Origin of the sequence: Pseudomonas asiatica (genome assembly GCF_040214835.1) — a bacterium.
Lineage (GTDB): Bacteria > Pseudomonadota > Gammaproteobacteria > Pseudomonadales > Pseudomonadaceae > Aquipseudomonas > Aquipseudomonas putida_Z.
Genome location: NZ_CP157874.1, coordinates 2,205,294 through 2,231,663 on the forward strand (window position 1 = coordinate 2,205,294; position 26,370 = coordinate 2,231,663).

The 26,370-nt window shown below is 63.1% G+C and carries 21 protein-coding genes; 13 read left to right on the top strand and 8 right to left on the bottom strand.

Annotated elements, in window-relative coordinates:
* The first annotated feature begins 50 nt into the window (after nt 1-50).
* The gene (locus tag ABNP31_RS10000; protein ID WP_025338595.1) at nt 51-1,244 is read left to right on the top strand and encodes an MFS transporter; all 1,194 of its coding nucleotides are present in this window, start codon (nt 51-53) and stop codon (nt 1,242-1,244) included.
* A gap of 30 nt (nt 1,245-1,274) precedes the next feature.
* A complete protein-coding gene (locus tag ABNP31_RS10005; protein WP_238067679.1) occupies nt 1,275-2,381 on the top strand; it encodes an alkene reductase in 1,107 nt (368 codons plus the stop codon).
* Nucleotides 2,382-2,583: 202 nt separating this feature from the next.
* On the opposite strand, the gene ABNP31_RS10010 is transcribed toward ABNP31_RS10005, so the two are convergent.
* Both ABNP31_RS10010 and ABNP31_RS10015 read right to left on the bottom strand, forming a co-directional pair.
* Nucleotides 2,584-2,979 (bottom strand): hypothetical protein, encoded by a 396-nt coding sequence (locus ABNP31_RS10010; protein ID WP_023662326.1) that lies wholly within the window; start codon nt 2,977-2,979, stop codon nt 2,584-2,586.
* A gap of 88 nt (nt 2,980-3,067) precedes the next feature.
* Nucleotides 3,068-3,976, bottom strand: a complete 909-nt coding sequence (locus ABNP31_RS10015) for a LysR family transcriptional regulator (protein ID WP_085663256.1) — start codon at nt 3,974-3,976, stop codon at nt 3,068-3,070.
* A 291-nt stretch (nt 3,977-4,267) separates the two neighbouring features.
* Between ABNP31_RS10015 and ABNP31_RS10020 the strand changes: the two genes are divergently transcribed.
* From ABNP31_RS10020 to ABNP31_RS10030, 3 genes are read left to right on the top strand one after another with little or no spacing between them, the layout of a single operon-like run.
* A complete protein-coding gene (locus ABNP31_RS10020) occupies nt 4,268-5,572 on the top strand; it encodes an MFS transporter (RefSeq protein WP_039613369.1) in 1,305 nt (434 codons plus the stop codon).
* 30 nt (nt 5,573-5,602) lie between these two features.
* Nucleotides 5,603-6,844 (top strand): Zn-dependent hydrolase, encoded by a 1,242-nt coding sequence (locus ABNP31_RS10025; RefSeq protein ID WP_085663257.1) that lies wholly within the window; start codon nt 5,603-5,605, stop codon nt 6,842-6,844.
* On the top strand, nt 6,844-7,863 hold the full coding sequence (locus tag ABNP31_RS10030) for a histone deacetylase family protein (protein WP_085663258.1): 1,020 nt from the start codon (nt 6,844-6,846) through the stop codon (nt 7,861-7,863). Before ABNP31_RS10025 ends, ABNP31_RS10030 begins: the two co-directional genes overlap by 1 nt.
* Nucleotides 7,864-7,967: 104 nt before the next feature.
* Here ABNP31_RS10030 and ABNP31_RS10035 read toward each other — a convergent pair whose 3' ends face one another.
* The 3 genes from ABNP31_RS10035 to ABNP31_RS10045 all read right to left on the bottom strand — a co-directional run bounded on the left by ABNP31_RS10035 (nt 7,968) and on the right by ABNP31_RS10045 (nt 11,926).
* Nucleotides 7,968-8,234: a hypothetical protein gene (locus ABNP31_RS10035; RefSeq protein WP_085619215.1), complete on the bottom strand. Its 267-nt coding sequence runs from the start codon at nt 8,232-8,234 to the stop codon at nt 7,968-7,970.
* Nucleotides 8,231-9,979, bottom strand: coding sequence for an S-type pyocin domain-containing protein (locus tag ABNP31_RS10040; protein WP_350013263.1), 1,749 nt, complete (start codon nt 9,977-9,979; stop codon nt 8,231-8,233). Before ABNP31_RS10040 ends, ABNP31_RS10035 begins: the two co-directional genes overlap by 4 nt.
* Before the next feature lie 522 nt (nt 9,980-10,501).
* Nucleotides 10,502-11,926 carry a PLP-dependent aminotransferase family protein gene (locus ABNP31_RS10045; protein WP_015269943.1) on the bottom strand — a complete coding sequence of 475 codons (1,425 nt, stop codon included), beginning with the start codon at nt 11,924-11,926 and terminating at the stop codon, nt 10,502-10,504.
* A gap of 322 nt (nt 11,927-12,248) precedes the next feature.
* Here ABNP31_RS10045 and ABNP31_RS10050 point away from each other — a divergent pair, with 322 nt between their 5' ends.
* Nucleotides 12,249-13,658: an amino acid permease gene (locus ABNP31_RS10050; RefSeq protein WP_025338600.1), complete on the top strand. Its 1,410-nt coding sequence runs from the start codon at nt 12,249-12,251 to the stop codon at nt 13,656-13,658.
* A gap of 129 nt (nt 13,659-13,787) precedes the next feature.
* Complete coding sequence (tam, locus tag ABNP31_RS10055) at nt 13,788-14,564, top strand: trans-aconitate 2-methyltransferase (RefSeq protein WP_350013264.1); 777 nt, start codon at nt 13,788-13,790, stop codon at nt 14,562-14,564.
* Here tam and ABNP31_RS10060 read toward each other — a convergent pair.
* Both ABNP31_RS10060 and ABNP31_RS10065 read right to left on the bottom strand, forming a co-directional pair.
* A complete protein-coding gene (locus ABNP31_RS10060) occupies nt 14,554-14,925 on the bottom strand; it encodes a DUF2784 domain-containing protein (protein WP_350013265.1) in 372 nt (123 codons plus the stop codon). The two genes, tam and ABNP31_RS10060, sit on opposite strands and share 11 nt — an antisense overlap.
* A 219-nt stretch (nt 14,926-15,144) precedes the next feature.
* Nucleotides 15,145-16,014 carry a LysR substrate-binding domain-containing protein gene (locus ABNP31_RS10065; protein ID WP_013972053.1) on the bottom strand — a complete coding sequence of 290 codons (870 nt, stop codon included), beginning with the start codon at nt 16,012-16,014 and terminating at the stop codon, nt 15,145-15,147.
* A 243-nt stretch (nt 16,015-16,257) separates the two neighbouring features.
* Here ABNP31_RS10065 and ABNP31_RS10070 point away from each other — a divergent pair, with 243 nt between their 5' ends.
* The 5 genes from ABNP31_RS10070 to ABNP31_RS10090 all read left to right on the top strand — a co-directional run bounded on the left by ABNP31_RS10070 (nt 16,258) and on the right by ABNP31_RS10090 (nt 22,466).
* Nucleotides 16,258-17,574, top strand: a complete 1,317-nt coding sequence (locus ABNP31_RS10070) for an MFS transporter (protein WP_433916057.1) — start codon at nt 16,258-16,260, stop codon at nt 17,572-17,574.
* A 15-nt stretch (nt 17,575-17,589) separates the two neighbouring features.
* Nucleotides 17,590-18,981 (top strand): FAD-dependent oxidoreductase, encoded by a 1,392-nt coding sequence (locus ABNP31_RS10075; RefSeq protein WP_085592729.1) that lies wholly within the window; start codon nt 17,590-17,592, stop codon nt 18,979-18,981.
* Between the two features lie 97 nt (nt 18,982-19,078).
* Nucleotides 19,079-19,789 carry a YebC/PmpR family DNA-binding transcriptional regulator gene (locus tag ABNP31_RS10080; protein ID WP_238067605.1) on the top strand — a complete coding sequence of 237 codons (711 nt, stop codon included), beginning with the start codon at nt 19,079-19,081 and terminating at the stop codon, nt 19,787-19,789.
* 138 nt (nt 19,790-19,927) lie between these two features.
* Entirely contained in the window at nt 19,928-20,872 is a 945-nt protein-coding gene (locus tag ABNP31_RS10085) for a LysR family transcriptional regulator (protein WP_025338607.1), read from the top strand.
* Nucleotides 20,873-21,053: 181 nt separating this feature from the next.
* Nucleotides 21,054-22,466, top strand: coding sequence for a DOPA decarboxylase (locus ABNP31_RS10090; protein WP_350013266.1), 1,413 nt, complete (start codon nt 21,054-21,056; stop codon nt 22,464-22,466).
* Between the two features lie 137 nt (nt 22,467-22,603).
* On the opposite strand, the gene ABNP31_RS10095 is transcribed toward ABNP31_RS10090, so the two are convergent.
* On the bottom strand, nt 22,604-23,977 hold the full coding sequence (locus tag ABNP31_RS10095; protein WP_025338609.1) for an MFS transporter: 1,374 nt from the start codon (nt 23,975-23,977) through the stop codon (nt 22,604-22,606).
* Between the two features lie 375 nt (nt 23,978-24,352).
* On the opposite strand from ABNP31_RS10095, the gene quiC reads away from it, so the two are divergent.
* Nucleotides 24,353-26,260, top strand: a complete 1,908-nt coding sequence (gene quiC / locus ABNP31_RS10100) for a 3-dehydroshikimate dehydratase QuiC (RefSeq protein WP_025338610.1) — start codon at nt 24,353-24,355, stop codon at nt 26,258-26,260.
* Nucleotides 26,261-26,370: the final 110 nt, after the last annotated feature.

The window sequence follows — 26,370 nt, forward strand, 5'->3', positions numbered from 1 at the left end:
CATGTCCCTCGAGAATTCACCCATCCCAACCTTCCACAGGTGATTCTCAAATGCCTCTCGCCTTGTTAGCCCTGACCCTGGCAGCCTTCGCCATCGGCACCACGGAGTTCGTGATCGTCGGCCTAATCCCGACCATCGCCAATGACCTGGCGGTCACCCTGCCTTCGGCCGGCCTGCTGGTCAGCCTTTACGCCCTCAGCGTCGCCATCGGCGCGCCTCTGCTCACTGCCATGACCGGCCGCGTCCCGCGCAAGCTGCTGCTGGTCGGCCTGATGGCGCTGTTCACCGCCGGTAACCTGGTGGCCTGGCAGGCGCCCAGCTACGAATCGCTGATCATGGCGCGCATCCTCACCGGCCTGGCCCACGGGGTGTTCTTCTCGGTCGGCTCGATCATCGCCACCAGCCTGGTGCCGAAAGAAAAAGCCGCCAGCGCCATCGCCACCATGTTCAGTGGCATGACCGTGGCCTTCGTCACCGGTATCCCGCTGGGTACCTTCATCGGCCAGCACTTCGGCTGGCGCGTCACCTTCCTGGTGGTGGCTGCCTTCGGCCTGGTGGCGCTGCTTGGCGCACTGCTGTTCGTGCCCAAGCGCATCCAGCACAGCCAGCCGGCACCGCTGCTGCGCCAACTGCGGGTGATGCTGCAACCGCGCCTGCTGCTGGTGTATGCCATGACTGCCGTGGGTTACGGCGGCTCGCTGATCGCCTTCACCTTCCTTGCCCCGATCCTGCAGGACATCGCCGGCTTCGGCGCCAACAGCGTCGCCCTGGTGCTGCTCGCCTACGGCGTTTCGGTTGCCCTGGGCAACATCTGGGGCGGCCGCCTGGCCGACCGCAAAGGCCCGGTCAAGGCACTGTCGATCATCTTCCTGCTGCTGGCCGTGGTGCTGCTGGCGCTGACCTTCACCGCGCCGCATCCGGTGCTGGTGGTAATCACCGTACTGGCCTGGGGCGCGGTGGCCTTCGGCAATGTGCCGGGCCTGCAGGTGTACGTGGTGCAGCAGGCGGAAAAGGTCGCCCCCGACGCAGTCGACGTGGCTGCCGGTTTCAACATCGCCGCCTTCAACCTGGGTGTGGCCGGTGGCTCCTGGGGCGGTGCCCAGGTGGTGCAACAGCTCGGCCTCGGCCACACCCCATGGATTGCCGCGCTGGTCACCCTCGGTGCCTTGGCCCTGACCCTGTACAGCGGCCGCCTCGACCGCCGCGTACCTGCCCAGCCACAACCTGTCGTCAGCCGCGCCTGACCCCTGATTCGCCTTACGGAGATGCTCATGATGACTCAAGATCCGCTGTTCCAACCCCTGCAATTCGGCGCCCTTAACCTGCCCAACCGCGTGCTGATGCCGCCGATGACCCGCTCCCGCGCCGCCCAGCCTGGCGATGTACCGACCGCGCTGATGGCCGAGTACTACGCACAACGCGCCAGTGCCGGGCTGATCGTCAGTGAAGGCACCTGGATCTCGCCACTGGGCAAGGGTTACGCCCGCACCCCGGGTATCCATACCCAGGCGCAGATCGACGGCTGGCGCCTGGTCACGGAGGCGGTACATACCGCAGGCGGGCGCATCTTCGCCCAGCTCTGGCACGTCGGTCGCCTCAGCCACAGCAGCCTGCTCGGCGGCCAGGCACCGGTGTCGTCCTCGGCAATGCAGGCCGAAGGCGTGAACGTGTTCATCGACAATGCCGACGGCACGCCAGGCTTTGTCCAGGCCTCCAAACCGCGCGCGTTGAGCGAAGCGGAAATTGCCGAGATCATCGAGCAGTACCGCCAGGCTGCGCGCAACGCCATGGCAGCCGGTTTTGACGGTGTCGAGTTGCACGCGGCCAACGGTTACCTGGTCAACCAGTTCCTCGATTCCGGCGCCAACGACCGCACCGACCGCTACGGCGGCTCGTTGGAAAACCGCCTGCGTTTCCTCGACCAGGTCACCCGTGCGCTGGTCGAAGGCACCGGCGACGCCCAGCGCGTAGGTGTACGCCTGGCGCCGCTGACCACGCTCAATGGCTGTGTCGATGCCGACCCGGTCACCACCTATACCGCAGCGGCCAAGCGCCTGGGCGAAATCGGCATCGGCTACCTGCACATTGCCGAAGCCGACTGGGATGACGCGCCGGACATGCCGGTGGACTTCAAGCAACAGCTGCGGGCGGTGTTCCCCGGGGTGCTGGTGTATGCCGGCAAATACACCGGCGAACGTGCACGGCGCGCGCTGGAGGAGGGCTGGGCTGACCTGATCGGCTTCGGCCGGCCATTCGTGGCCAACCCGGACCTGCCGGCGCGGCTGAAGCTGAATGCGCCCTTGGCCGAGCACGAACGGGCCACGCTGTTTGGCGGTGATGCCCATGGCCTGACCGACTACCCGGCACTGGCAACAGCCTGACTTCAGGTTCTACTTCTGTAGGAGCGGGCTCACGCTGTACCTGTGGGAGCGGCTTTAGCCGCGAACACCGGCAACGCCGGTGCCATTTACCGTGTCGCCTGCTTCGCGGGTGAACCCGCTCCCACAGTGACCGTGCAATTTCGAGGTAGGGTGTAAAAAAGCCGGCTGCACTGAAGTTCCTGCAAGACCGCCATTCTCTGTTCTATTCCATCAGCATCACAGCGTTGGCGTATTTTTCCTGGTCCGGTGTGAACGTTGTCAGCATGCCGGTGTGATTACAGGTCAGGGTGAGCTCTGTTCGCGTATCGATGAACAGATCCTCGCCGCGAAGGCCCTGCCATTGCGCCAGGTACTTGAACGAACCGTACTTCATCGGTTTTTTCAAAGCGCGATCATGGCCACCTTTCCAACCTAGCACCGGGAGTGCGCCATCGGCGCAGTGCCGGGCAAGTTCTGGTTGGGCCAGAGCCCGCTCACGGCCAATCTCCCAGCAGCGGATCAAGCCCTCGTCGGGCCCCTTCCATGCTTCTTCCCAGGTGATCAAGGGGCGGATGGGGTGATGAATGGGGCGTCGAATGACCCCGGTAGCTCGATCCATGACTGAGATTGTCCGTAATGTTCAGTTGGCCTGGATGCTACTAATTGGCCACTATCGTGTCCAGTGCTCGCCGACCCCAGCTCTGCGTTCAGTCAAGGCTCTGCTGCAACGCCTCGATAAACACCTCTTCTGCCCGGCTGAAGCGTTGCTCCCTGTTCCACAACAGGTGGATATCCACATCGGCAATCCCTTCCTGCGGCGGCAGCTTCCACAGCAACCCGGCGTCTACATCCGGCGCCACCACATGCTCGGGCAGGCAGCCTATGCCAAACCCGGCAATCACCAGCCGGCGTACTTCTTCAAGGCTTGGTGACGATGCCACGATCCGCCCGGCAAACCCTTGCTGGTCGCGGAAAATGGTCAGTGGCGACAGCATGCCGCCAATCTGGTCACTGGTGAAACTGACGAAGTTCTCCCGCTGCAGGTCGCCTTCGTCCTGGCCAAACAGGGCATGGTGCTTGCCACAGAAGAACGCATAGCGCTGGCGCAGGAACAACCGTTGCTCCAGCCGTGGCTGCGCCCGCCGGTTCAGGCTGAGGCCCGCCGTGGCGGTTTTTTCCTGCAGGGCGGCGACGATGTCGGAGCTGCGCATCACGTCGATCTCCAGCTCCACCCGCGGGTGCTGGCGGTGGAAGTCGGCGAGGAAGTCGTCGAAGTGTTCGTTGACGATACGGCTGATCATCAGCAGGCGTACCTTGCCCACCAGTTCGTCCGCCGGCTGCTCCAGCAAGCCGCCGATCTGCGACATCTGCCCATAGACCTCGCCAGCCAGCTGGAACAGCTGCTCGCCCATTTCCGTCAGCACGAAGCGCGGCCCGCGGCGGGCGATGAGCTGGCGGCCAAGCTGTTCTTCAAGGCGCTTGAGCGCCTGGCTCACTGCCGGCTGGGTGAGGTGCAGGCGGGCGGCCGCACGGCTGATGGACAGCTCCTGGCCGATGACCCGGAAGGTGCGCAGCAGGTTCCAGTCGAGGCGGTCGTTGAGCAGACGGTCGGGCATGGCAGGGCTCGATAATAAGCAAGGCTAATATTTCGAATAATAAATAGAAAATTGACTAATCATAGCCCCGGGCCGATAAATCGCAGATATCGAGGCCTGCCGAGTCGGTGTTGGATTCTTCGCGGGCTTGCCCGCTCCCACAGGGTTACCACAAGTTTCGAATGCTGCGCAGTACCTGTGGGAGCGGGCGAGCCCGCGAAGAATCCAACACCGATTCAACAGGCCAAGCGCCACAAGAGCGCCCCCGTGCCCCTGACAACTCCTGCCAGAACAACAAGCAAAGGAGCCCCCATGAAGCCCACCGCTTCCCCCCAGCCACGCCGTGCCGCCGCCGCCGCGTTCATCGGTACCATGATCGAGTGGTACGACTTCTACATCTACGCCACCGCCGCCGCCCTGGTGTTCGGCGCGCTGTTCTTCCCCTCCGACAACAGCCTGTTCAGCACCATGGCCGCGTTCGGTACCTTCGCCGTCGGCTTCTTCGCCCGGCCGCTGGGTGGCATCGTCTTTGGCCACGTGGGCGACCGTATCGGCCGCAAGAAGTCGCTGGTCATCACCTTGCTGATGATGGGCATCGTCACCGTGGGCATCGGCCTGCTGCCGACCTACGCACAAATCGGCGCCAGCGCGCCGGTACTGCTGATCCTGCTGCGCATCGTCCAGGGCATTGCCGTGGGCGGCGAGTGGGGCGGGGCGGTGCTGATGGCCGGTGAGCATGCACCCAAGGGCCGGCGCAACTTCTTCGCCTCGTTCGCCCAGTTGGGCAGCCCGGCGGGCCTGATCCTGTCGCTGCTGGCCTTCGGCGCGGTCACCCGCCTGCCGGAAGAAGACCTGATGAACTGGGGCTGGCGCGTGCCGTTCCTGGCCAGCGCGCTGTTGCTGCTGGTGGGCCTGGCGATTCGCCTGGGGGTGAATGAGTCGCCCGAGTTCATCGCCAGCCGCGAGCAGGCGGAAAAGGCCCGGCGCAAGGAGCAGGCCCCGGTGTTCGAAGTGCTGCGCACGGCCTGGCGCCCGCTGTTGCTGTGCATCGGGGCCAATACCTTGGGTATCGCCGGGGTCTACTTCACCAACACCTTCATGATCAGCTACACCACCACGCAATTGCACCTGGAGCGCTCCTTGATCCTGGAGTGCCTGTTCTTCGTGGCGATCATCCAGTTCTGCGTACAGCCGTTGGCTGCCTGGCTATCGGAAAAGATCGGCGCCACCCGCTTCCTGGCCCTGGTCGCGCTGCTGGCGATGGCCTCGCCTTACCCGATGTTCGTGCTGGTCAGCTCGGGCCAGGGCCCGTTGATCGTACTCGGCATCGCCCTGGCCGCCGCGTGCATGGCGTCGTTCTACGCGGTGATCGCCGGCTATGTCAGCGGCATGTTCGACACCCGCGTGCGCTACACCGCCATTTCCCTGGCCTACCAGATCTGCGGCGCCATCGCCGGCGGCCTGACTCCGCTGATCGGTACCTGGCTGGCCCACACCTTCACCGGCCAATGGTGGCCGATGGCGGTGTTCTACACCTTGATCGCAACCATTTCGCTGGTCTGCGTGCTCGCCCTGGCGCGCCAGTACGCCCGCAGCCAGCGCCTGGAACTGGCCTGATCGAACCGCTTTTTTCTGGAGTACCCGCACATGTTGAAAAGCAATGGCGAACGCCTGTGGGCGAGCCTGATGGCCATGGCCGAAATCGGCGCTACCGCCCGTGGCGGCAGCTGCCGCCTGGCCCTGAGCGACGAGGACAAGGCTGGCCGTGAACTGTTCAGCCACTGGTGCCGCGAAGCCGGCCTGACGCTGACTGTGGATGCCATCGGCAACCTGTTCGCCCGCCGCGCTGGCAGCGACCCCGATGCAGCGCCGGTGATGATGGGCAGCCACCTCGACACCCAACCTGAGGGCGGCCGTTTCGATGGCGTCTACGGTGTGCTGGCAGGCCTTGAAGTGGTGCGCCGGCTCAATGACCTGAACATCCAGACGCGCAAGCCGCTGGAGATCGCCGTATGGACCAACGAGGAGGGCGCCCGCTTCACCCCGGCCATGTTCGGTTCGGCGGTGTTCACCGGTACCCTGGCGCTGGACGAAGCGCTGGCCATTCGCGATGCCGATGGCATCAGCGTCGCCGACGAACTGCAGCGCACCGGTTACGCCGGCCAGCGCCCGCTGGGTGGCCGAGTCGATGCCTATTTCGAGGCCCACATCGAGCAAGGCCCGATCCTTGAAGACAACGCCAAGGCCATCGGCGTGGTCAGCGGCGGGCAGGCTATCCGATGGCTCGACGTCACGGTCGAAGGCTTGGCCGCGCACGCCGGTACCACGCCGATGCCACTGCGCAAGGATGCCCTGTATGGCACCGCGCGGATGATCCAGGCAGTCGAGCAACTGGCTGCCGCTTTTGCCCCTGAAGGCCTGACCACGGTGGGTGAACTGTCCATCGCCAAGTCCTCGCGCAACACCATTCCGGGGCTGCTGCAGTTCACCGTCGACCTGCGTCATCACCGGGATGAAGCCATCGAGGCGATGGAACGCGAGCTGACGTTGAAGCTGCAAGCCATCGCCAATCAGCGCGGGTTGCAGGTGCGTATCGAGCGCCACTGGATCAGCCCGGCCACGCCATTCGATGCCGATTGCGTAGCCGCCGTGCAGCAGGCGGTGGATGGCCTCGGCTATGCCCAGCAGTCGATCGTCAGCGGCGCCGGCCACGACGCCATCCTGCTGGCCCGCTACTGCCCGACCGCCATGGTGTTCATCCCCTGTGTCGGCGGCTTGAGCCACAACGAAGCCGAAGACGTATTGCCCGACGACGCCCGCCAGGGTGCCGATGTACTGCTCAATGCCGTGCTGGCCCGCGCGGGCATTGTCGAACAAGGAGAAGCCTGATGCGTTGCTACTTCCACCCCGAACAACTGCTGCACCACCCACGCAGCTACTACTCGCGCGGCGCCATGCGCACCCCGCAGGAAGTCCCCGAACGCGCCCAGCGCCTGCTGCAGGCGGCCAAGGATCTGGGCTTCGACATCCGTCAGCCTGAGGACGCCGGCCTCGAACCGCTCAAGGCAGTGCATGGCGAGGCCTACCTGGCCTTCCTCGAAGAGGCCCATGCGCGCTGGAAGGAAGTGCCCGAGGACTGGGGCGACGAGGTCATGTCCAACATCTTCGTGCGTGAACCCAACGCCTTGCGCGGCATCCTCGCCCAGGCCGGGCGCTACCTGGCTGACGGCAGCTGCCCTGTAGGCGAACACACCTGGCGCTCGGCCTATTGGTCTGCGCAAAGCGCAGTGGCCGGTGCCAAGGCCATTCTCGACGGCGAGCCGGCGGCCTATGCCCTGTGCCGGCCGCCAGGCCACCATGCGCGCTTCGATGCGGCCGGTGGTTTCTGCTACATCAACAACGCCGCTGTCGCTGCCCAGGCCTTGCGCAGCCGCTACAGCCGCGTGGCCATCCTCGATACCGACATGCACCACGGGCAGGGGATTCAGGAAATCTTCTACGACCGCCGGGATGTGCTGTATGTATCGGTGCATGGCGACCCCACCAACTTCTACCCGGGTGTGGCCGGGTTCGCGGACGAGCGTGGCAGCGGTGCGGGGGAGGGGTACAACCTCAACTTGCCGATGGCGCATGGGGCTAGCGAAGCGGACTTCATGGGCCAGCTGGAGATCGCGCTGGCAGCGGTGAAGGACTTTGGCGCCGAGGTGCTGGTGTTGTCGCTGGGGTTCGATATCTACGAACTCGACCCGCAGAGCAAGGTGGCGGTGACGACTGAAGGGTTTGCGGTATTGGGCGAGCGGATTCGGGCGATGCGCTTGCCGTGCCTGATCGTGCAGGAAGGGGGGTATCACCTGGAGAGCCTGGAGGCGAATGTGCTGGGGTTCTTTGCTGATAAAGCAGATTGGTGATAAGTGCTATATGCCGGCAGCTGTGTTGTCGCTGCCGGCGTCTGTGATGATACTCGGTCTCGGTGAACGAGGATGTACGTGCTGGGCTCTGGAATCAGTTCTGCTTATAGCTCATATCTTTTTTGGGTCAAGAATTCAGGCTCTCGCCAGTTTGGACCTTTGATATAGCCATTTCCACCACGCTGTATCAAACCTTCGTCACTCATTTTCTTAATCAGGTTAATGAGTTGTAGGCAGTCGCCAATGTTCACCCATCCATTTCGATTGTATAGATTGTCGAGTCGTGGATGAGAAATGCCATTTTGCCTGACAAGCCACAGAATTATATCGGTGGGGCTTTCGTTGGTGATTATTTCGCTAATAGTGTTCATTTGTTCTCTCGTGCGATCTGCTGGTCATCTGCTTCAATTGCTTCTGGTGTGTAAAGCAGTTCGAGCTCCGAGGTGAGTTGGTAGTCTTCCAGTGTTGCAGCGTGTGTATTGTTCCATGCTTCACCATCATCGTTCGGCCTGATTTTATCTGGTATTTCAAGGGTGCGAAAGCGCTCCAGCTCCCTTATCTCATGTGTGTAAAAGCGCTTGTCGGTGTCCGTTTCTTGCAACTTGCCCTGTAGGATTTTTTCCAGCCTGTTGATCATGATGTCATTTGCATCGGACGGGCCGAAGCGGCTTGTGTGTAATTTGACTAATTCGATGCCTGTCGCTGTGATTTTGACCTCGCGCCAATCCAGTCGCTCGATAGGTCCACCTGCTTTGTCTGGATTATAAGCTCGCCCGCTATAAGTGCCTATGGTTGTTGCGTCGGGATAGGGAGAATTGAAAACTATGTACAGTGGTGGCAGACCAGATTCTGGCGGGAAGCAGTAAATACAGTCTTTATAATTCGGTGGTTCATAGGCAGGGAGCGGTGTCGCTTCTATCCATGCGGGTCTGAGATTGACCCCCTCATAGGGGTCCGACAGTATCGGGTCACTGGGGGTTGTAGTTGACGACCCGTTCTCGGTATGAATGGGGAAGCTGAGCCTGATTGGAAAATCACTCGATGGAATCGATGTGTAGCTATTGCCTTCTTTATCCATTACTAAGGGGCGTACAGGCACCTTTTTTTCAGCACTTGTGGAGTTTGCGCGGTTCGTAAGAGTATACGTGTCCAGATTGGCATTTATTCGTAGCGGTGATTCAATTGTCCCGTGCTTAAGCGCAATGTCATGAATATTCGTAGGCAAATCAGGAATGAGTAGTTCAGCAGGCATGCTCAGGGCTGAGTCATGGTACAAATCAGCGTTTCCTAATTCTGATGAATAAAAAAATAAACCTATGCCCAGCCTGAAGATTGGGGTTGCAGTAATGCCCAGTGTCTTAACTTTCTCTATTCCTCTAAGGATATGGCTCTGAAGGCTGCCAAATCTGATTGGGTTAGTTGATATTGTGGTTAATGTTGAGCTTAGCACTATTCCGGAGTTGGGTTTTAAGGTGATGGAATTGCCTTGACTGTCTTTGTTGTGGTTGTTTCTTAATATTATTATGGTTTTCTGCTGGAGGTTTTCGTATTCCTTTTTTATTTTTTCAAGGCAGCGATTTAGTACTATTTCAATTTGCGCGGCAGTAATGTTGCTCATTAAAAAGTACAAATCTTCCTCGATCATATAGAAATCTTGGTCGTGCCAGCGGTTAAAGTGAACGACGTTTTCGAAATGCAGTGCTGCTTCGTCAATGCCTATTGTATATATGTGTTCTGCTAAGTATAGGTTGATATTGTGGATGGCTTGTTTGTGGGTTTTGTTATAAAGGAGCAGGAGGAATTTCTTTTGGGCGTAAAGTTGGCTTGCCTGGTCTGGGTAGGATTGTCTTATGTCTGAATAATGTTTATTCAAATAGTTCTCAAATCCAGGAGTGCTCACTGGGCAGGTAGCCTCGATTTCCTGTATCACATTTTTCGCAATGGTCGTTGCGTTGTCGCTGAGCGCATCATATGAAAGCGATGCTATGTTCGGCGGTGTTATAGGTAGTGTGAACGGGCTGTCCCAAGAAAGGATGTCCTCAAAGTCATATGTAAAAGGCGCGGCTGAGTATATTTCTTGCAGTTCCTGGCTTGTTAGTGTTCTGCGTGAGGTCACGTCTATTTCCCTTGAAGAAGCCTTGAGGTACTAAACCTTGAGGCTTTCGCAAGAAGGGCGGCAGGTGGAATAGATGCACTGCTATTGAGTAGCGAGCGCGACACCAACAGAAATCGTAGATGCCGATGGCTGGTGGGTGTAAGAAGATGGGTTAAGCTGTTGGATCAAGGGAGTTAGACATCTAGTTTTTGTTATAGGCACTCGTTGGCTGAAGTATCCCTGAGGTTTATGGAATAGGTGACGCAGACTGCGGAGGGAGTTGGCCTGCACCTGTGGCAGCGGGCATGTCCGTGAAGAAGCCAGCGTGGCTCAAGCGTGGAGTGTGCAGCTATCGGTGGCAGGCGTAGGCTGGGGGAACCAGAATCTTCGCATCAGGCGCCATCCCTTGGGCAATCCCTGCACAGACTGCAAGCACCAGAGAATCCCCCTGTTCCCCTGTTCCCCCCCCCCACTGCACGCCTAGGCCTAGTTGATGTGCAGAGCGGCGCTCGATCTCACAGGTGCTGAAAAGGTTGCGGCGAACTACACCCCACCCCGCCGCACATGCTTCACCAACACCTTCTCCAGCAACTCCCACATCGCCGGCTCGGTACTGAACGCCACGTTGAACCGCATCCACCCGGTCGCTTTGGCATCGACCATGAACAACTGCCCGGGCCCGAGCATGATGCCTTTCTCCAACGCATCATCCAGCAACGCCGCGCTGTCTGGAATCGCCGGGTGGCGGGTCCAGATATACATCCCTTCATCCGACTCGATGAACAGCTCGAAGCCCAGCCGATGCAGATGCCGGCCAACTTCCTGGTGCGCCTCGGCCAGCCGCTGGCGCAGGCGCTTGAGGTGCTTGCGCCAGCGCCCGTCGATGATCGCGGCATACACCACGCGCTCCATCACCTGCGAGGTGGTCAGGCCAGAGCGCATTTTCAGGTGCAGCAGCTTCTGCATCAGCTCGGGGTTGGCCAGCATGTAGCCGACCCGCACATTGGGCGAAATGCTCTTGGAGTAGCTGCCCACGTACACCACCTGCTGCAGGTGGTCGAGGCTGGCCAGGCACGGCTGCGGTTCGGCGACCATGTCGGCGTACAGGTTGTTCTCCACCAGGCGGAAGCCGTGCTGGCTGGCCAGTTGCAGCAGGCGGTGCAGCTGCGGTAGCGGCGTGCGCGAGCAGGTCGGGCTGTGCAGGTGCGGCTGGGTGAAGAATGCAGTGGGGCGGTGATGGGTGAGCAACTGTTCCAGCTGGTTCAGGTCGTAGCCGGCCGGTGTGCGCGGCACGCCGACCAGGGTCGCGCCCTGGGTACGCAGGATGCTCATCAGGTTGGGGTAACCGGGGTCGTCCACCAGCACCACGTCGCCCGGGCGCACCAGGGTGCGCGCGGCCAGGTCCAGGGCCTGGCTGGCGCCATGGGTAAGCATCAGCTGCGCCGGGTTGGCAACGATCGACAGTTCCTGCTGCAGGTTCTGTGCGGTCAGTGCACGCAGCTCCATCAGACCCATGGGGTCGCCGTAGCCCGACAGCTCCAGCGGGCTGCCGGCCACCTGGCGCAGGCCGCGGCGCAGGCCGTCTTCGTACATCCAGTCGTTGGGCAGCCAGCCGCAGCCTGGCTTGAACGGCAACTGGCGGATTTCGAAGATCTGCTGCAGGTACCACTCGGAGTTGAACGTTGGTCGACTGGTGTCGGCCTCGGCGTTGTGCGGGTCGAGCAATTCGCCCGCCGCGCGGTTGACGAAGAACCCCGCATTGCCCCGGCTCACCAGCAGGCCCTGGGCGACCAGACGGTCGTAGGCCTCGACCACGGTGAAGGTGCTCACCGAATAGCTCGCGGCAAAGGCGCGGATCGAGGGGACCTTGGCGCCTGGCTTGAGGGTCTGGTTGTCGATCAGCTCGCGCAGCCCGTCGATGATCTGGTTCACCAGCGGGGTCGAGGAGTCTGGATGTAATTCGAACATTTGGGCCTTCAGGTTGCGTATCGCCCGGCGTTTGCAAGGTGTATTGCAAGGGCGACCTGTACAGTGCAGTGCGAGTTTCATGCCACTGTGCATGGCTCTCTGCGTCGGACATTTTTACATTAGGTGTCAGATATCGCCACCTAAAGCATGTTCAGTTCGCTCCAGGCGCCTGCCCTGGGGCGCGTCAGCAGGCCGCCATGGAAGGCCTGCGTGTGTTCGCTCACACCATCCTGCGCGCATTAGCACTGATGTACGTGAAACCGCCAGCCATCGGGGTTTCACAGTTTTCCTTGGATAAAAAGAAGCACGGGGTACACAACTGATGGACGCAACATCCACAACCACCACCGCGAAAAGCGGGCATGAGAGCAAGCTCAGTGCCTCGCTCAAGTCGCGCCACCTGACGATGATGTCGATCGCCGGGGTTATCGGCGGCGCCTTGTTCGTCGGTTCCGGCAGCGTGATTCACAGCGCCGGCCCAGCTGCTGTGCTGGCCTACCTGGCAGGCGGCATCCTGGTGGTACTGATCATGCGCATGCTGGGTGAAATGGCGACTTCCTCGCCAGACACCGGTTCGTTCTCCACCTACGCCGATCGCGCCATCGGCCGTTGGGCCGGTTTCACCATCGGCTGGCTGTACTGGTGGTACTGGGTCATCCTCATGGCCTGGGAAGCTTATGTGGCGGGCAAGATCCTGCATGGTTTCTTCCCCGACGTCAGCGTCAACGTGTTCGTGCTGGCCACGACCCTGTTGCTGATCACCGTCAACTTCTTCAACGTCAAGCACTACGGTGAGTTCGAGTTCTGGTTCGCCTTGATCAAGGTGATCGCGATCGTCTGCTTCCTGATCGTGTGTACCGCTGCCGTGCTGAACATCTGGCAGTTCGGTGAAGTGCGTGGCATCAGCCACCTCACCGCCGAAGGCTTCATGCCCAATGGCATCACCACCGTGATCGGTGCCTTGCTCGGGGTGATGTTCGCCTTCCTCGGCGCGGAAATCGTCACCATCGCCGCTTCCGAAGCCAAGGACCCGGCCGCGCAGATCGTCAAGGCGACCAACTCGGTGGTCTGGCGTGTGTGCCTGTTCTACGTGGGTTCGATCTTCCTGATCGTCTGCCTGGTACCGTGGAACGATCCGCACCTGGGCGTTTCCGGCTACGGCGCCTACCGCCGCACCCTGGAGCTGTTGGGCGTGCCGTATGCCGAGCTGCTGATGAACTTCGTGGTGCTGACCTCGGTGAGCAGCTGCCTGATCTCGGGCCACTACACCGCTTCGCGCATGCTGTTCTCCCTGGCCCAGCGTGGCGACGCGCCGTCGTTCTTCAAGATCACCCGCGCCGGCACCGGTGTACCGGTGTACGCGATCATGGGTTCGTGCGCCGTGGCCGTGGTGTGTGCGCTGATCAACTTCAGCGAGACCCTGCGCCCGAAAGACGTGCTGGAAACCCTGATGAACACCACCGGCATGATTGCCCTGCTGGTGTACCTGGTGATTGCCTTCTCGCAGCTGCGCATGCGCCGCAAGCTGATTGCCGAAGGCAAGGAAGTACGCCTGAAGATGTGGCTGTTCCCATGGCTGACCTACCTGGTGATCGCGTTCATCGTGGCCGCCCTGGTGACCATGGCCTTCATGCCTGACTACCAGATCCTGGTGATTTCCACCGGTATCGCCGCGGCAATCGTGGTGGCGATGGGTGTGGTGCATCAGATCCGCACTGGCAAGCAGCACTAAGCGTCACTCGCTTCTCGAAACGGCCGGCTCCCTCAGGGACCCGGCCGTTTTGCGTTGTTGGGCCAGGGGTATATGGCCGCCTGTTACATGGCATATGCTGAATACATTGCCCGCCCAGAGGAGCTTCACATGGCCTGGTCCGCCACCCAGTATTCGCAATTCGAAGACGAGCGTACCCGCGCGGTGCGTGACCTGCTGGCCGCTGTACCGGCACGCCCGGTACGCCACGCCACCGACCTGGGCTGTGGCCCTGGCAATTCCACCGAGGTGCTGCTGCAACGTTACCCGGATGCCCAGGTGACGGCCCTGGACAGCGACCCGGACATGATCGACAAGGCCCGCGAGCGCAAACGGCTGTGCATCCCCCGCGTGCGCACAGTCATCGCTGACATTGCCGGCTGGTCCGCCCCCGAGCCGCAGGACCTGATCCTGGCCAATGCCTCGCTGCAATGGGTACCCGACCACGCCTCGCTGTACCCGCACCTGGTGCGCCAGCTGAGCGAAGGTGCCAGCCTGGCCGTGCAGACCCCGGACAACCTCGATGAGCCGGCCCACCGGCAACTGCGCGAAATCGCCAGCCAGGGCCCCTGGGCGGCGAAGTTCGCTGATTTCCAGCTGCCGCCACGGCACAGCGCGGCGTTCTACTACGACCTGCTCAGCCCGCTGTGTGCGCGGGTGGATGTGTGGCGCACCACCTACCACCACCCGTTGGCCGGTGGCGCGGAAGCCGTGGTGGAGTGGTTCAAGGGTTCGGCCTTGCGTCCGTACCTGGGGCGGTTGGAGGAGCAGGAGCAGGCGGATTTCCTGCAGATGTACCTGCAGGCGATGCAGCGCGACTACCCGCCGGCCACCGATGGCAAGGTGCTGTTGCCGTTCCCGCGGCTGTTCGTGATCGCTACCCGCTAGGGCGGCGCCAGCGCCAGGCCACGTAGCTGTAGATGCCGAGGTTGAGCAGCAGCACGAAAGTGCCCAGCAGCAGCTGGATGTGCGGTGTCAGCCCGGCGGGGTAGATCAACGGCCAGATATAGTGCTCGACGAAGCCGCCCTGGTAGCCCGCGTCACCAGCCGTGCTACGCATGCGGTTTTCCCAGGTGGTCAGCGGGCAGCCCAGGTGCAGGCATTCCACCGCCAGGCCCCAGGCCAGCGCCGGCAGGTGCAGCAGCAGGGCAGGGCGCCAGCGCAGTACCAGCAGGCCGCCGAACAGCACCAGCAGGATGAAGAGCAGGTGCAGCAGGACCAGGCTGTCGGCGGCAAGGCGGTAGAGCATGGTTTGTGTGCCGAGGGTTGAGGTTATCCCAGCATAGTTGGGTTGCCTGTACCGGCCTCTTCGCGGGTGAACCCGCTCCCACAGGTACTCCACAGAGCTTGAGAGCTGTGGAATACCTGTGAGAGCTGCCTGTATTGGTCTCCCACAGGTACCGTGCCAATCTGAGCCTTAGTGCGGCCCCTGTGGGAGCGGGTTTACCCGCGAAGAGGCGGCACAGGCTTACAACCCTTCCTCCACCATCTGCAGGAAGGTCGCCACCACCCGCCGCGTGCGCTGCTCGCTCAGGCACACCAGGGTCTCGGTCAGGTGCCGCTGGCAATCGACGATCGGCAAGGCGCACACCCGCGCATCCGCACCAAACTCCGCCGCCGACACCACCCCCACACCAATCCCCACCACCACCGCTTCCCGCGCCGCTTCCCGGCCTTCCACCTGGATCGCCGGGCGAATCCGCAGCCCGGCCCGTTGCATTTCTTCTTCCAGCGTCTGCCGCGTCACCGACCCGGGCTCGCGCAGCACCAGCGGCGTATCGTCCAGGTCCGCCAGGCTGATCGCGCCGCGGCTGGCCCATGGGTGCTGGTGCGAGACGAACGCCACCATCGGGTCGCGGCGCAGCGGCAGGCAGTGCAGCCGCTCATCGTCGACGTCCCGCCCCAGCAGGGCCAGGTCGGCCTGGTAGCTGAACAGCCGGGCCAGCGACTCGTCGGTGTTGCCAGTCTCGATCTTCACCTGGATACCCGGGTAGCGCTGGCAGAAGCGGGCGATCTGCGGCAGCACGTGCACCGGCGCATCCACCGCCAGCACCAGGCTGCCGGTGTGCAGCGCACGCGAATCCTGCAGCAGTTCATGGGCTTCGGCCTCGCAGGCGAACAGGCGCTGGCTGATGCCCAGCAGGCGCTCGCCGAGGTCGGTGAGCTGCACCGAACGCTTGTTGCGGTGGAACAGCAAGACGCCGAAGCGCTCCTCCAGTTTGCGCACCTGGTCCGACACCGCGGGCTGGGTAAGAAACAGCTTTTCGGCGGCGCGGGTAAAGCTGCCGTGAACGGCCACGGCATGGAAGGCCTTGAGTTGTGCGTGGGAAACCGACATGACGACCTCAGTAACAAGCTGGGCTTATGTGTGAAATACGATAAATCGATTTTATTTATCTTAGCGCAACTGTTTCCATGCATGTCAGCCCGACGCTGGTATCACAAGTGCCGCCAGGGCCATGGCACCCACACGGCGCCATCTGACCCGATGACAGCCTCGTCATCGCTGTGCGTAACACAAGAACAAGACAGGCGTTTCTTCACATTCTGCCGGCACACTCAAGCAAGAGGTCAGACTTACATGAACCAATCCCTAGCCGCGTTCAAACGCTGGCGTATCCAGATTTTCGCCATTACCTGGCTGGCCTACGCCGCCTTCTACTTCACCCGCAAGGCCTTCTCGGTGGCCAAGCTGGGCATCGGTGAAGACCCCAACTTCATGCTCGACAAGGCCGCCATGGCCAACCTCGACGCCATCTACCTGACCGCCTACGCCGTAGGCCAGTTCACCTGGGGCATGCTTGCCGACCGCTTTGGCCCACGCGTGGTGGTGCTCGGCGGCCTGCTGATTTCTGCTGCTGCGGCGGTGGTGATGGGCAGTTACGCCACCTTCCCGATCTTCGCCACCTGCATGCTGGTGCAGGGCCTGGCGCAATCCACCGGCTGGGCCGGGTTGTGCAAGAACATCGGCAGCTTCTTCCCGGCGTCGCAGCGTGGGCGGGTGCTGGGCCTGTGGAGTTCCTGCTATGCCTTCGGCGGCCTGGTGGCCTCCCCGTTCGCCGGCTGGTGGGCCTATACCCTGGTCGGTACCTGGCACGCGGCGTTCTTCTCCAGTGCCGCGGTGGTGGCGCTGGTGGCCGTGCTGTTCTTCTTCCTGCAGCGCAACAAGCCTGAAGACGTCGGCCTGCCGGCGGTGGAGCCCGAGCCGCAGAGCATGGCCCCGGCCGGCAACCTGTGCAGCGTGTGGGCGCCGCTGAAGGAGATCATGCGCAACCGCACGGTGCTGACCCTGGGGCTGGCGTACTTCCTGTTGAAGCCGGCGCGCTACGCCATCCTGCTGTGGGGGCCGGTGATCGTCTTCGAGCAGATGCCCTCGGTGGGCAAGGTGGGGGCAGCAATCATCCCGACAGCCTTCGAACTGGCCGGGCTGCTCGGCCCGATCATCATCGGCCTGGCCTCCGACAAGCTGTTCGGCGCCCGGCGCATGCCGGCTTGTGTCATCAGCCTGGTGTTGCTGACCGTGGCGTTGGCGGCGTTCATGGCGGCCATGCACACCGGCAGCGTGATCCTGGTGGTGGCCCTGCTGTTCGTCATGGGCCTGACCCTGTACGGGCCGGACTCGATGATCAGCGGCGCTGCGGCCATCGACTTCGGCACCGCCAAGGCTGGCGCTACCGCAGCTGGCTTCGTCAACGGCTGCGGTTCGGTGGGGGCGGTGCTTGGCGGGCTGCTGCCGGGGTACTTCGATGGTGTCACGGTGTTCATCGTGTTCGCCGGCTGCGCGCTGTTCTCGGCGCTGGTGCTGCTGCCGCACTGGAACAGCCGCCCGGCCAGCGCTGCGCAAAGCACTGACGTGGCCCCGAATACCAGCATGGCAATCAAGCCACTGCGTACCTGAAAGGAAAGCGAGCGAATGAGACCCTTCTGGCTGCAACAGGCCCTGGATTCGGCGCAAGAGGCGGTGTGCCCACCGCTGCAAGGCGATGCCCGGTGCGATGTGTGCATCGTCGGCGGCGGCTATACCGGCCTGTGGACCGCGCTGATGCTCAAGGAAGCGGTGCCGGCCCTGGATATCGTGCTGATCGAGGCCGATATTTGCGGTGCCGGTGCCAGTGGCCGCAATGGTGGCTGTGCGTTGTCCTGGTCGGCCAAGTACTTCACCCTCGAGCGGCTGTTCGGGGTGGCCGAGGCGGTGCGCCTGGTGCGTGAGTCCGAGCGCAGCATAGGTGAGATCGGCGCGTTCTGCGCGGCCAATGGCATCGATTGCGACTACCGCCTGGACGGCACGCTGTACACCGCCACCAATGCCGCGCAGGTCGGCGCCACCGACGCGGTGATCGCCGCGCTGGAGCAAAAGGGGATCAATTCGTTTCGCCGCCTGCCGCTGCAGCAGGTGCAGCGCCTGGCGGGTTCGGCGCGGCACCTGGAAGGCTGGTTCTCGCCGGCCGCGGCCACGGTGCAGCCGGGCAAGCTGGTGCGCGGCCTGCGCCGGGTGGCCTTGCAGCGCGGCGTGCGCATCCATGAGGGCACCGCCATGACCGGCCTGGAGCACGGCGCCCCGGTGCAGGTGCGCACAGCCCATGGCACGGTGCGCGCCGACCGCGTGGTATTGGGCCTGAATGCCTGGATGGCGCGGGCTTTCCCACAGTTCGAGCGCAGCGTGGCGATTGTTTCCAGCGACATGGTAATCACCGAACCTTGCCCCGAGCTGTTGCACCAGGTCGGCCTGGACAGCGGCATCAGCGTGCTCGATTCACGGATATTCGTGCATTACTACCACAACACCTCCGATGGTCGGCTGATGCTCGGCAAGGGCGGCAATACCTTCGCCTATGGCGGGCGCATGCTGCCGGTGTTCGACCAGCCGTCGCCGTACCGGCCGCTGCTGCGTGAAAGCCTGGGCGGATTTTTCCCGGCGCTGGCCGAGGTGCCGCTGGCGGCCAGCTGGAACGGGCCGTCCGACCGCTCGGTGACCGGTTTGCCGTTCTTTGGCCGGCTGGACGGGCAGGGCAACGTGTTCTACGGCTTTGGTTACTCCGGCAGCGGCGTCGGGCCGTGCCACATGGGCGGGCAGATTCTGTCGTCGCTGGCACTGGGGCTGGACAACCCATGGACCCGTTCGCCGCTGGTCAAGGGGCCGCTGGGGCTGTTCCCGCCCGAGCCGATTCGCTACCTGGGCTCGCTGATGGTGCGCAATGCCATCCGCCGCAAGGAGCGGGCCGAGGACCGTGGGCTGCGGCCGCGCAGGCTGGATGTGCGCCTGGCGCGGTTTGCCGCGGCGGCGGGCAAGGCCGATAAAGGCTGATGAGATTTCTTGTCGAACACAGGCCAGAGGGCGTATAAACTGCACCCACTTTTGGCCGGTCGCTTCCTGAACCGGCCGCTGAAACAAGAGAGTCGACATGGGCGCACAGTGGAAAGCCAAACATAAAGAAGCCGCGGCCAACGCCAAAGGCAAGATCATGGGCAAGCTGTCCAAAGAGATCCAGATCGCCGCCAAGTCCGGCGCCGACCCGGACATGAACCCACGCCTGCGCCTGGCCATCGAGCAGGCCAAGAAGGCCTCGATGACCCGCGAGACCCTGGAACGCGCAATCCGCAAGGGCGCGGGCCTGGACGGCGATGCCGTGCAGTACTCGGCGGTAAGCTACGAAGGTTTTGCCCCGCACCAGGTACCGCTGATCGTCGAGTGCCTGACCGACAACGTCAACCGCACCGTCGCGCAGATCCGCGTGCTGTTCCGCAAGGGCCAGCTGGGTGCCAGTGGTTCGGTGGCCTGGGATTTCAACCATGTCGGCCTGATCGAAGCCACCCCGAACGGCGACGCCGACCCGGAAATGGCGGCCATCGAAGCCGGTGCCCAGGACTTTGACGAAGGCGACGAAGAGGGTTCGACCCTGTTCATCACCGACACCACCGACCTGGACGCGGTGCAGAAGGCCCTGCCGGAGCATGGCTTCACCGTGACCTCGGCGAAGATCGGCTACACCCCGAAGAACCCGGTGAGCGCGGCAACCCTGAGTGCCGAAGCGCTGGCCGAGGTGGAAGCGTTCCTCGAAGCCATCGACGAGAACGATGACGTGCAGAACGTTTATGTTGGTCTGACTGACTGATCTGCTTCTCTGGGGCCGCTTTGCGGCCCATCGCGACACAAGGCCGCTCCTACAGGGGAACGCATGACCCATGTAGGAGCGGCCTTGTGTCGCGAAACGAGGGCAAAGCCCTCGCCAGCGGTCTGGAGCCGAACCCCGATGAACCCCGCTTTCGCCTCCCTCAGCCTCGCCCACCTGCGCACCCTCGACCACCTGCTGCAGCTGAAGAACCTCAGCCACGCCGCCGAGCGCCTGGGCGTCAGCCAGTCCGCCCTCAGCCGCCAGCTTGCCCACCTGCGCGAAGCCTTCGATGACCCCTTGCTGGTACGCCAGGGCCGTGGTTACGTGCTCAGCGAACACGCCGAAGCCCTGGTCGAACCCCTGCGCCAGGTTCTCGAAGAGCTGCACGCCCTGCGCCAGCCCGCGGTGTTCGACCCGGCGCGCTGCGAGCGGCGTTTCTGCCTGGCCGCTTCGGACTACGTGGCCGAGCACATGCTGCCGCTGCTGGTGGCGGCGCTGGAGCGCGAAGCGCCGGGTGTATCGCTGGAGTACCGCACCTGGCAGGCCGGCCAGTACGCCTTGCTGGCCAGCGGCGAGATCGACCTGGCCACCACCTTGTTCGACGAGTCGCCACCCAACCTGCACGGGCGCCTGTTGGGCGAGGACCGCGCGGTATGCCTGATGCGCCACGACCACCCGCTGGCCGCCCGCGGCGCGCTCAGCCAGGCCGACTACCTGGCGCACAAGCATGTGCGTATTTCCGGTGGAGGCGACAAGGACAGCTTCATCGACCGCCACTTGCGCGCCCAGGGCCTGCAACGGCGGGTCAGTTTGGAAGTGCCGTTCTTCTCCGCCACCGTGCAGGTGATCGCCAACAGCCAGGCGCTGGCCACCGTGCCCGAGCACATCGCCCGGCAGCTGTGCCGCCTGCATGACCTGGCCTGGCGGCCGTTGGGCTTCATCGACCACAGCCAGCGCTACTGGGTAGTGTGGCACCAGCGCCTGCAGGCCTCGGCCGAACACCGCTGGTTGCGCAACCGGGTGTTCGAGTTGTGGCGCCAGTCGCAGTTCGGTGTGCAGGGCGGGCATGCGGGTTTGCCATAGCAGGTATGCGCGAGGCGGGGTTATTTGCCTGGGGATAGGTGCCTAGACTGGGGGCATTATGTTGCCTGTACCGGCCTCTTCGCGGGTAAACCCGCTCCTACAAACGATGCAGTACCTGTGGGAGCGGGTTTACCCGCGAAGAGGCCAGTACAGGCAGCGAACCACCCACAGGAGACCCCAGGTGACCCCCGAACAATTCCGCCAGTACGGCCACCAACTGATCGACCTGATCGCCGACTACCGCCAGACCGTCGGCGAGCGCCCGGTCATGGCCCAGGTCGAGCCCGGCTATCTCAAGGCCGCCTTGCCCGCTCAGGCCCCCCTGCAAGGCGAACCTTTCGCAGCGATCCTCGACGACGTCAACCAGTTGGTCATGCCCGGCCTGTCCCATTGGCAGCACCCGGACTTCTACGGCTACTTCCCCTCCAACGGCACCCTGTCGTCGGTCCTCGGTGACTTCCTCAGCACTGGCCTGGGCGTGCTTGGCCTGTCGTGGCAGTCCAGCCCGGCCCTGAGCGAGCTGGAGGAAACCACCCTCGACTGGCTGCGTCAGCTGCTCGGCCTGTCTGGCCAATGGAGCGGGGTGATCCAGGACACCGCATCCACCAGTACCCTGGTGGCGCTGATCTGCGCGCGGGAACGCGCCAGCGACTACGCACTGGTACGCGGCGGCCTGCAAGCCCAGGCCAGGCCGCTGATCGTCTATGTCAGCGCCCATGCCCACAGCTCGGTGGACAAGGCCGCATTGCTGGCCGGTTTCGGTCGCGACAACATCCGCCTGATCCCGACCGACGAACGCCATGCCCTGCGCCCGGAAGCACTGCAGGCGGCGATCGAGCAGGACCTGGCCGCCGGCAACCAGCCCTGCGCCGTGGTCGCGACCACCGGTACCACCGCTACCACGGCCCTCGACCCGCTGCGGCCGATCGGCGAGATCGCCCAGGCTCATGACCTGTGGCTGCACGTGGACTCGGCCATGGCCGGCTCGGCGATGATCCTGCCGGAATGCCGCTGGATGTGGGACGGCATCGAGCTGGCCGATTCGCTGGTGGTCAACGCGCACAAGTGGCTGGGTGTGGCCTTCGATTGCTCGATCTACTACGTGCGCGACCCGCAGCACCTGATCCGGGTGATGAGCACCAACCCCAGCTACCTGCAGTCGGCGGTGGATGGCGAGGTGAAGAACCTGCGTGACTGGGGTATCCCGCTGGGCCGCCGGTTCCGTGCGTTGAAGCTGTGGTTCATGCTGCGCAGCGAGGGGGTCGAGGCGTTGCAGGCACGGCTGCGGCGTGACCTGGACAATGCCCAGTGGCTGGCCGGGCAAATCGGCGCGGCGGCGGAGTGGGAGGTGCTGGCGCCGGTGCAGTTGCAGACGTTGTGCATTCGCCATCGGCCTGCGGGGCTGGAAGGGGAGGCGCTGGATGCGCATACCAAGGGCTGGGCCGAACGGCTGAACGCGTCCGGGGATGCCTATGTGACACCGGCGACGCTGGATGGGCGGTGGATGGTGCGGGTGTCGATTGGCGCATTGCCGACCGAGCGGGAGCATGTCGAACAGCTCTGGGCGCGCTTGCAGGAAGTGGTCAAGGGCTGAAACTGCCGGGGCCGCGTTGCGGCCCTTTCGCTGGCAAGCCAGCTCCCACAGGGACCGCACAAGACCTGGCGCCTATGCGGTCAAGGTGGGAGCGGGCATGCCCGCGAATGGGCTGCAGAGCAGCCCCCTGCAATCTGTCAGTGGCTCACCGCCTGAAAGCTCCCTTTACGGCTAGCCTCATACGCGGTCTTGTCCATCGGCTTGGCATCGGGGTTGCCAAGGTCTTCCATTGCCAGGCGATGGGTTTCCGGGGCGATGTACGCTGCCAGGGCACACACGCAGGTGATGAAGAACGCCAGGCCACCGACCACCAGCGGGATGTTGTCCGAACCAGGCGGGGCTACCAGGGCGAACAGCGCCGGCAGCATGGCGGTCAGCATGGTGCCGATGTTCTGCGCGATGGCCATGGCCGAAACACGGTAGCGGGTGTGGAACAGCTCTGGGTAGAAGCTTGGGAACACCGCGTTGTAACCCTGGTACACCATGCCCCACATCACGATCGACGAGGCGAACGCCAGCGGTACGTTCTGAATGCTGATCGCATACAGGTAGACGAAAGCCAGCAGGCCCGAGCCCAGGCAACCGGCGATCATGGTCGGGCGACGGCCGATCTTGTCGGACAGATTGCCGACAAATGGAATCACCAGCACCGCGACGATGTTGCCGACTACCGGAATCCACAGGTACACGCTCTTGTCGAAGCCGATGCCATAGGCTGGCTGCACCGCGTAGGCCGCACCGAAGATGGTGGCGACTACCGGGATCACGTTCATCAAGGCCATGAACATCACCAGCACCATGTGCTTCCAGCTGTGGCGGAAGGCCTCGCTGATCGGCGACTTGGCGACTTTGTCCTGCTTCTCTTCCTTCACGAACGCCGGGGTTTCGTGCACTTCCTTACGAATGATGAAGCCGGCGATCAGCACGATGGCGCTCATCAGGAATGGAATGCGCCAGCCCCAGTCGTTGAAGGCTTCGCTGGGCATGAAGTAGGCCAGTGGCAGGAACACTGCCGCCGCCAGCACCTGGCCAGCCTGCACGCCTTGCAGGGTGAAGCTGGCGTAGTAGCCCCGTCGACCGAACGGTGCGTGCTCCATGATCATCGAACTGGCACCGGAGATTTCCCCGGCCACGGCAAAGCCCTGGATCAGGCGCAGCACTACCAGCAAGGCCGGGGCGAGCAGGCCGATGTCGTGGTAGGTGGGCAGCAGGCCAACGGCCATGGTCGACAGGCCCATCAGGAACATGCACAGCAGCAGTACGTTCTTGCGGCCGCGGGTGTCACCCCAGTGGCCCAGCACGAAGGCGCCGACCGGGCGCGCCAGGTAACCCACGCCGTAGGTGGCCAGCGAGGCAATGATGGCCATTTTCGGGTCGGTGTTGGGGAAGAAGATCTGCGGGAAAATCAGCGCAGCGGCCTGGGCGTAGATGAAGAAGTCGTAGTACTCGAGTGCCGAGCCTATCCATCCACTGGCGGTCGCTTTCTTGGCTTGAGAGCTGGAGTGAGCCATCGTTGTCTCCGTTGTTATTGTTGTTTGCACAGGTTCCGCCGGAGATTCGCCAAGGCAGGAGGCGAGGGTCGGTGTGCCTGCGTCTGTGGTTCATGTTGACCACGGGCCAGTGGACTGGCAATTCGCTAAAACCGGTTTTGTGCGATAATCGAACGCAAAACTAACCATTCCGTACAAAGAGATTGAAGCGACGACTTTACCTGCGAATAATCGATCGTGCCAGGAACTGTGGTCCTGATTTTCCAGGTCTGGCCCAATCGCCGGCAAGCCAGCTCCCACAAGGCATGCGCCAATCCTGTGGGAGCTGGCTTGCCGGCGATTGGGCCGGTACAGGCAGCCCTGGCCTCAACCCTCTAACAACAAGGAACTCCCGCCATGCAGCGTTCGATCGCTACCGTGTCCTTGAGCGGCACCCTGCCGGAAAAGCTCGAAGCCATCGCCGCCGCCGGTTTTGACGGCGTCGAGATCTTCGAAAACGACCTGCTCTATTACGCCGGCAGCCCGCGCCAGGTACGGCAGATGTGCGCCGACCTGGGTATTGCCATCACCCTGTTCCAGCCGTTCCGCGACTTCGAGGGCTGCCGCCGCGACCGCCTGCAGAAAAACCTCGACCGCGCCGAGCGCAAGTTCGACCTGATGCAGGAACTGGGCACCGACCTGGTGCTGGTATGCAGCAACGTCCAGGCCGATGCCCTGGGCGAAGAACAATTGCTGGTTGATGACTTGCGCCTGCTGGCCGAGCACGCTGGCAAACGCGGCCTGCGCATTGGCTACGAAGCGCTGGCCTGGGGCCGCCACGTCAACACCTACCAGCAAGTCTGGAACCTGGTGCGCCAGGCCGACCACCCGGCCCTCGGGGTGATCCTCGACAGCTTCCACACCTTGTCGCTCAAGGGCGACCCGAGCGCGATCCGCGACATCCCCGGCGACAAGATCTTCTTCGTGCAAATGGCCGACGCGCCGATCCTGGCCATGGATGTGCTGGAGTGGAGCCGCCACTTCCGCTGCTTCCCGGGGCAGGGCGAGATGGACATGGCCGGTTTCCTGGCGCCAATTCTTGCCACTGGCTACCGCGGGCCGCTGTCGCTGGAAATCTTCAACGATGGGTTCCGCGCCGCACCGCCCCGGCAGAACGCCGCCGACGGCCTGCGTTCGCTGCTGTACCTCGAAGAGCACACACGCCTGCGCCTGGAGCAGGAAGGTACCTCGATCGAGCCCGGTGTACTGTTCACCCCACCGGCGGCCAGTGCCTATGACGGTGTGGAGTTCCTCGAATTCGCGGTCGACGAAGCCGTTGGAGCGCGCCTGGGCAGCTGGCTGAAGCGCCTGGGCTTTGCCGATGCCGGCAAGCACCGCAGCAAAGAGGTGCAGCTGCTGCGCCAGGGCGATATCAACATTGTGCTGAACGCCGAACCCTATTCCTTCGGCCACAACTTCTTCGAGGCCCACGGGCCGTCGCTGTGTGCCACCGCGCTGCGGGTCAAGGACCAGCAAGCCGCCTTGAAGCGCGCCACCGCCTTCCGTGGCCAGCCGTTCCGTGGCCTGGTCGGGCCCAACGAGTGCGAAGTGCCGGCGGTACGTGCGCCAGATGGCAGCCTGCTGTATCTGGTGGAGCAGGGCACTGCCGGCCAGACCCTGTACGACACCGACTTCAGCCTTGACAAGAACGCCACGGCCACCGGCGGCCTGCGCCGTATCGACCACATGGCCCTGGCCCTGCCGGCCGAGTCGCTGGACAGCTGGGTGCTGTTCTACAAGAGCCTGTTCGATTTCGCTGCCGACGACGAAGTGGTGCTGCCGGACCCTTATGGCCTGGTCAAGAGCCGCGCCCTGCGTAGCCAATGCGGCACTCTGCGCCTGCCGCTGAACATCTCGGAAAACCGCAACACCGCCATCGCCCATGCGCTGTCCAGCTACCGTGGCTCGGGCGTGCACCACATCGCCTTCGATTGCGACGACATCTTCCGCGAGGTGGCGCGGGCAAAACTGGCTGGGGTACCGTTGCTGGAGATCCCGCTGAACTACTACGACGACCTAGCGGCGCGTTTCGATTTCGACGACGAGTTCCTCAGCGAACTGGCGTACTACAACGTGCTGTACGACCGCGATGCCCAGGGCGGCGAGCTATTCCACGTGTACACCGAGCCGTTCGAAGAGCGTTTCTTCTTCGAGATCATCCAGCGCAAGGGGGGGTATGCCGGTTACGGTGCGGCCAACGTTGCGGTGCGCCTGGCAGCCATGGCCAAGGCCCGCAGCGGGGCGGCGCGCAAGCCGGTCCTCTGAGCCCGGCGCGGTCCCTGTAGGAGCGGCCTTGTGTCGCGATGGGCCGCAAGGCGGCCCCAGGATTTCAGCAGCACCGCATGAATCTTGGGGCCGCTTTGCGGCCCATCGCG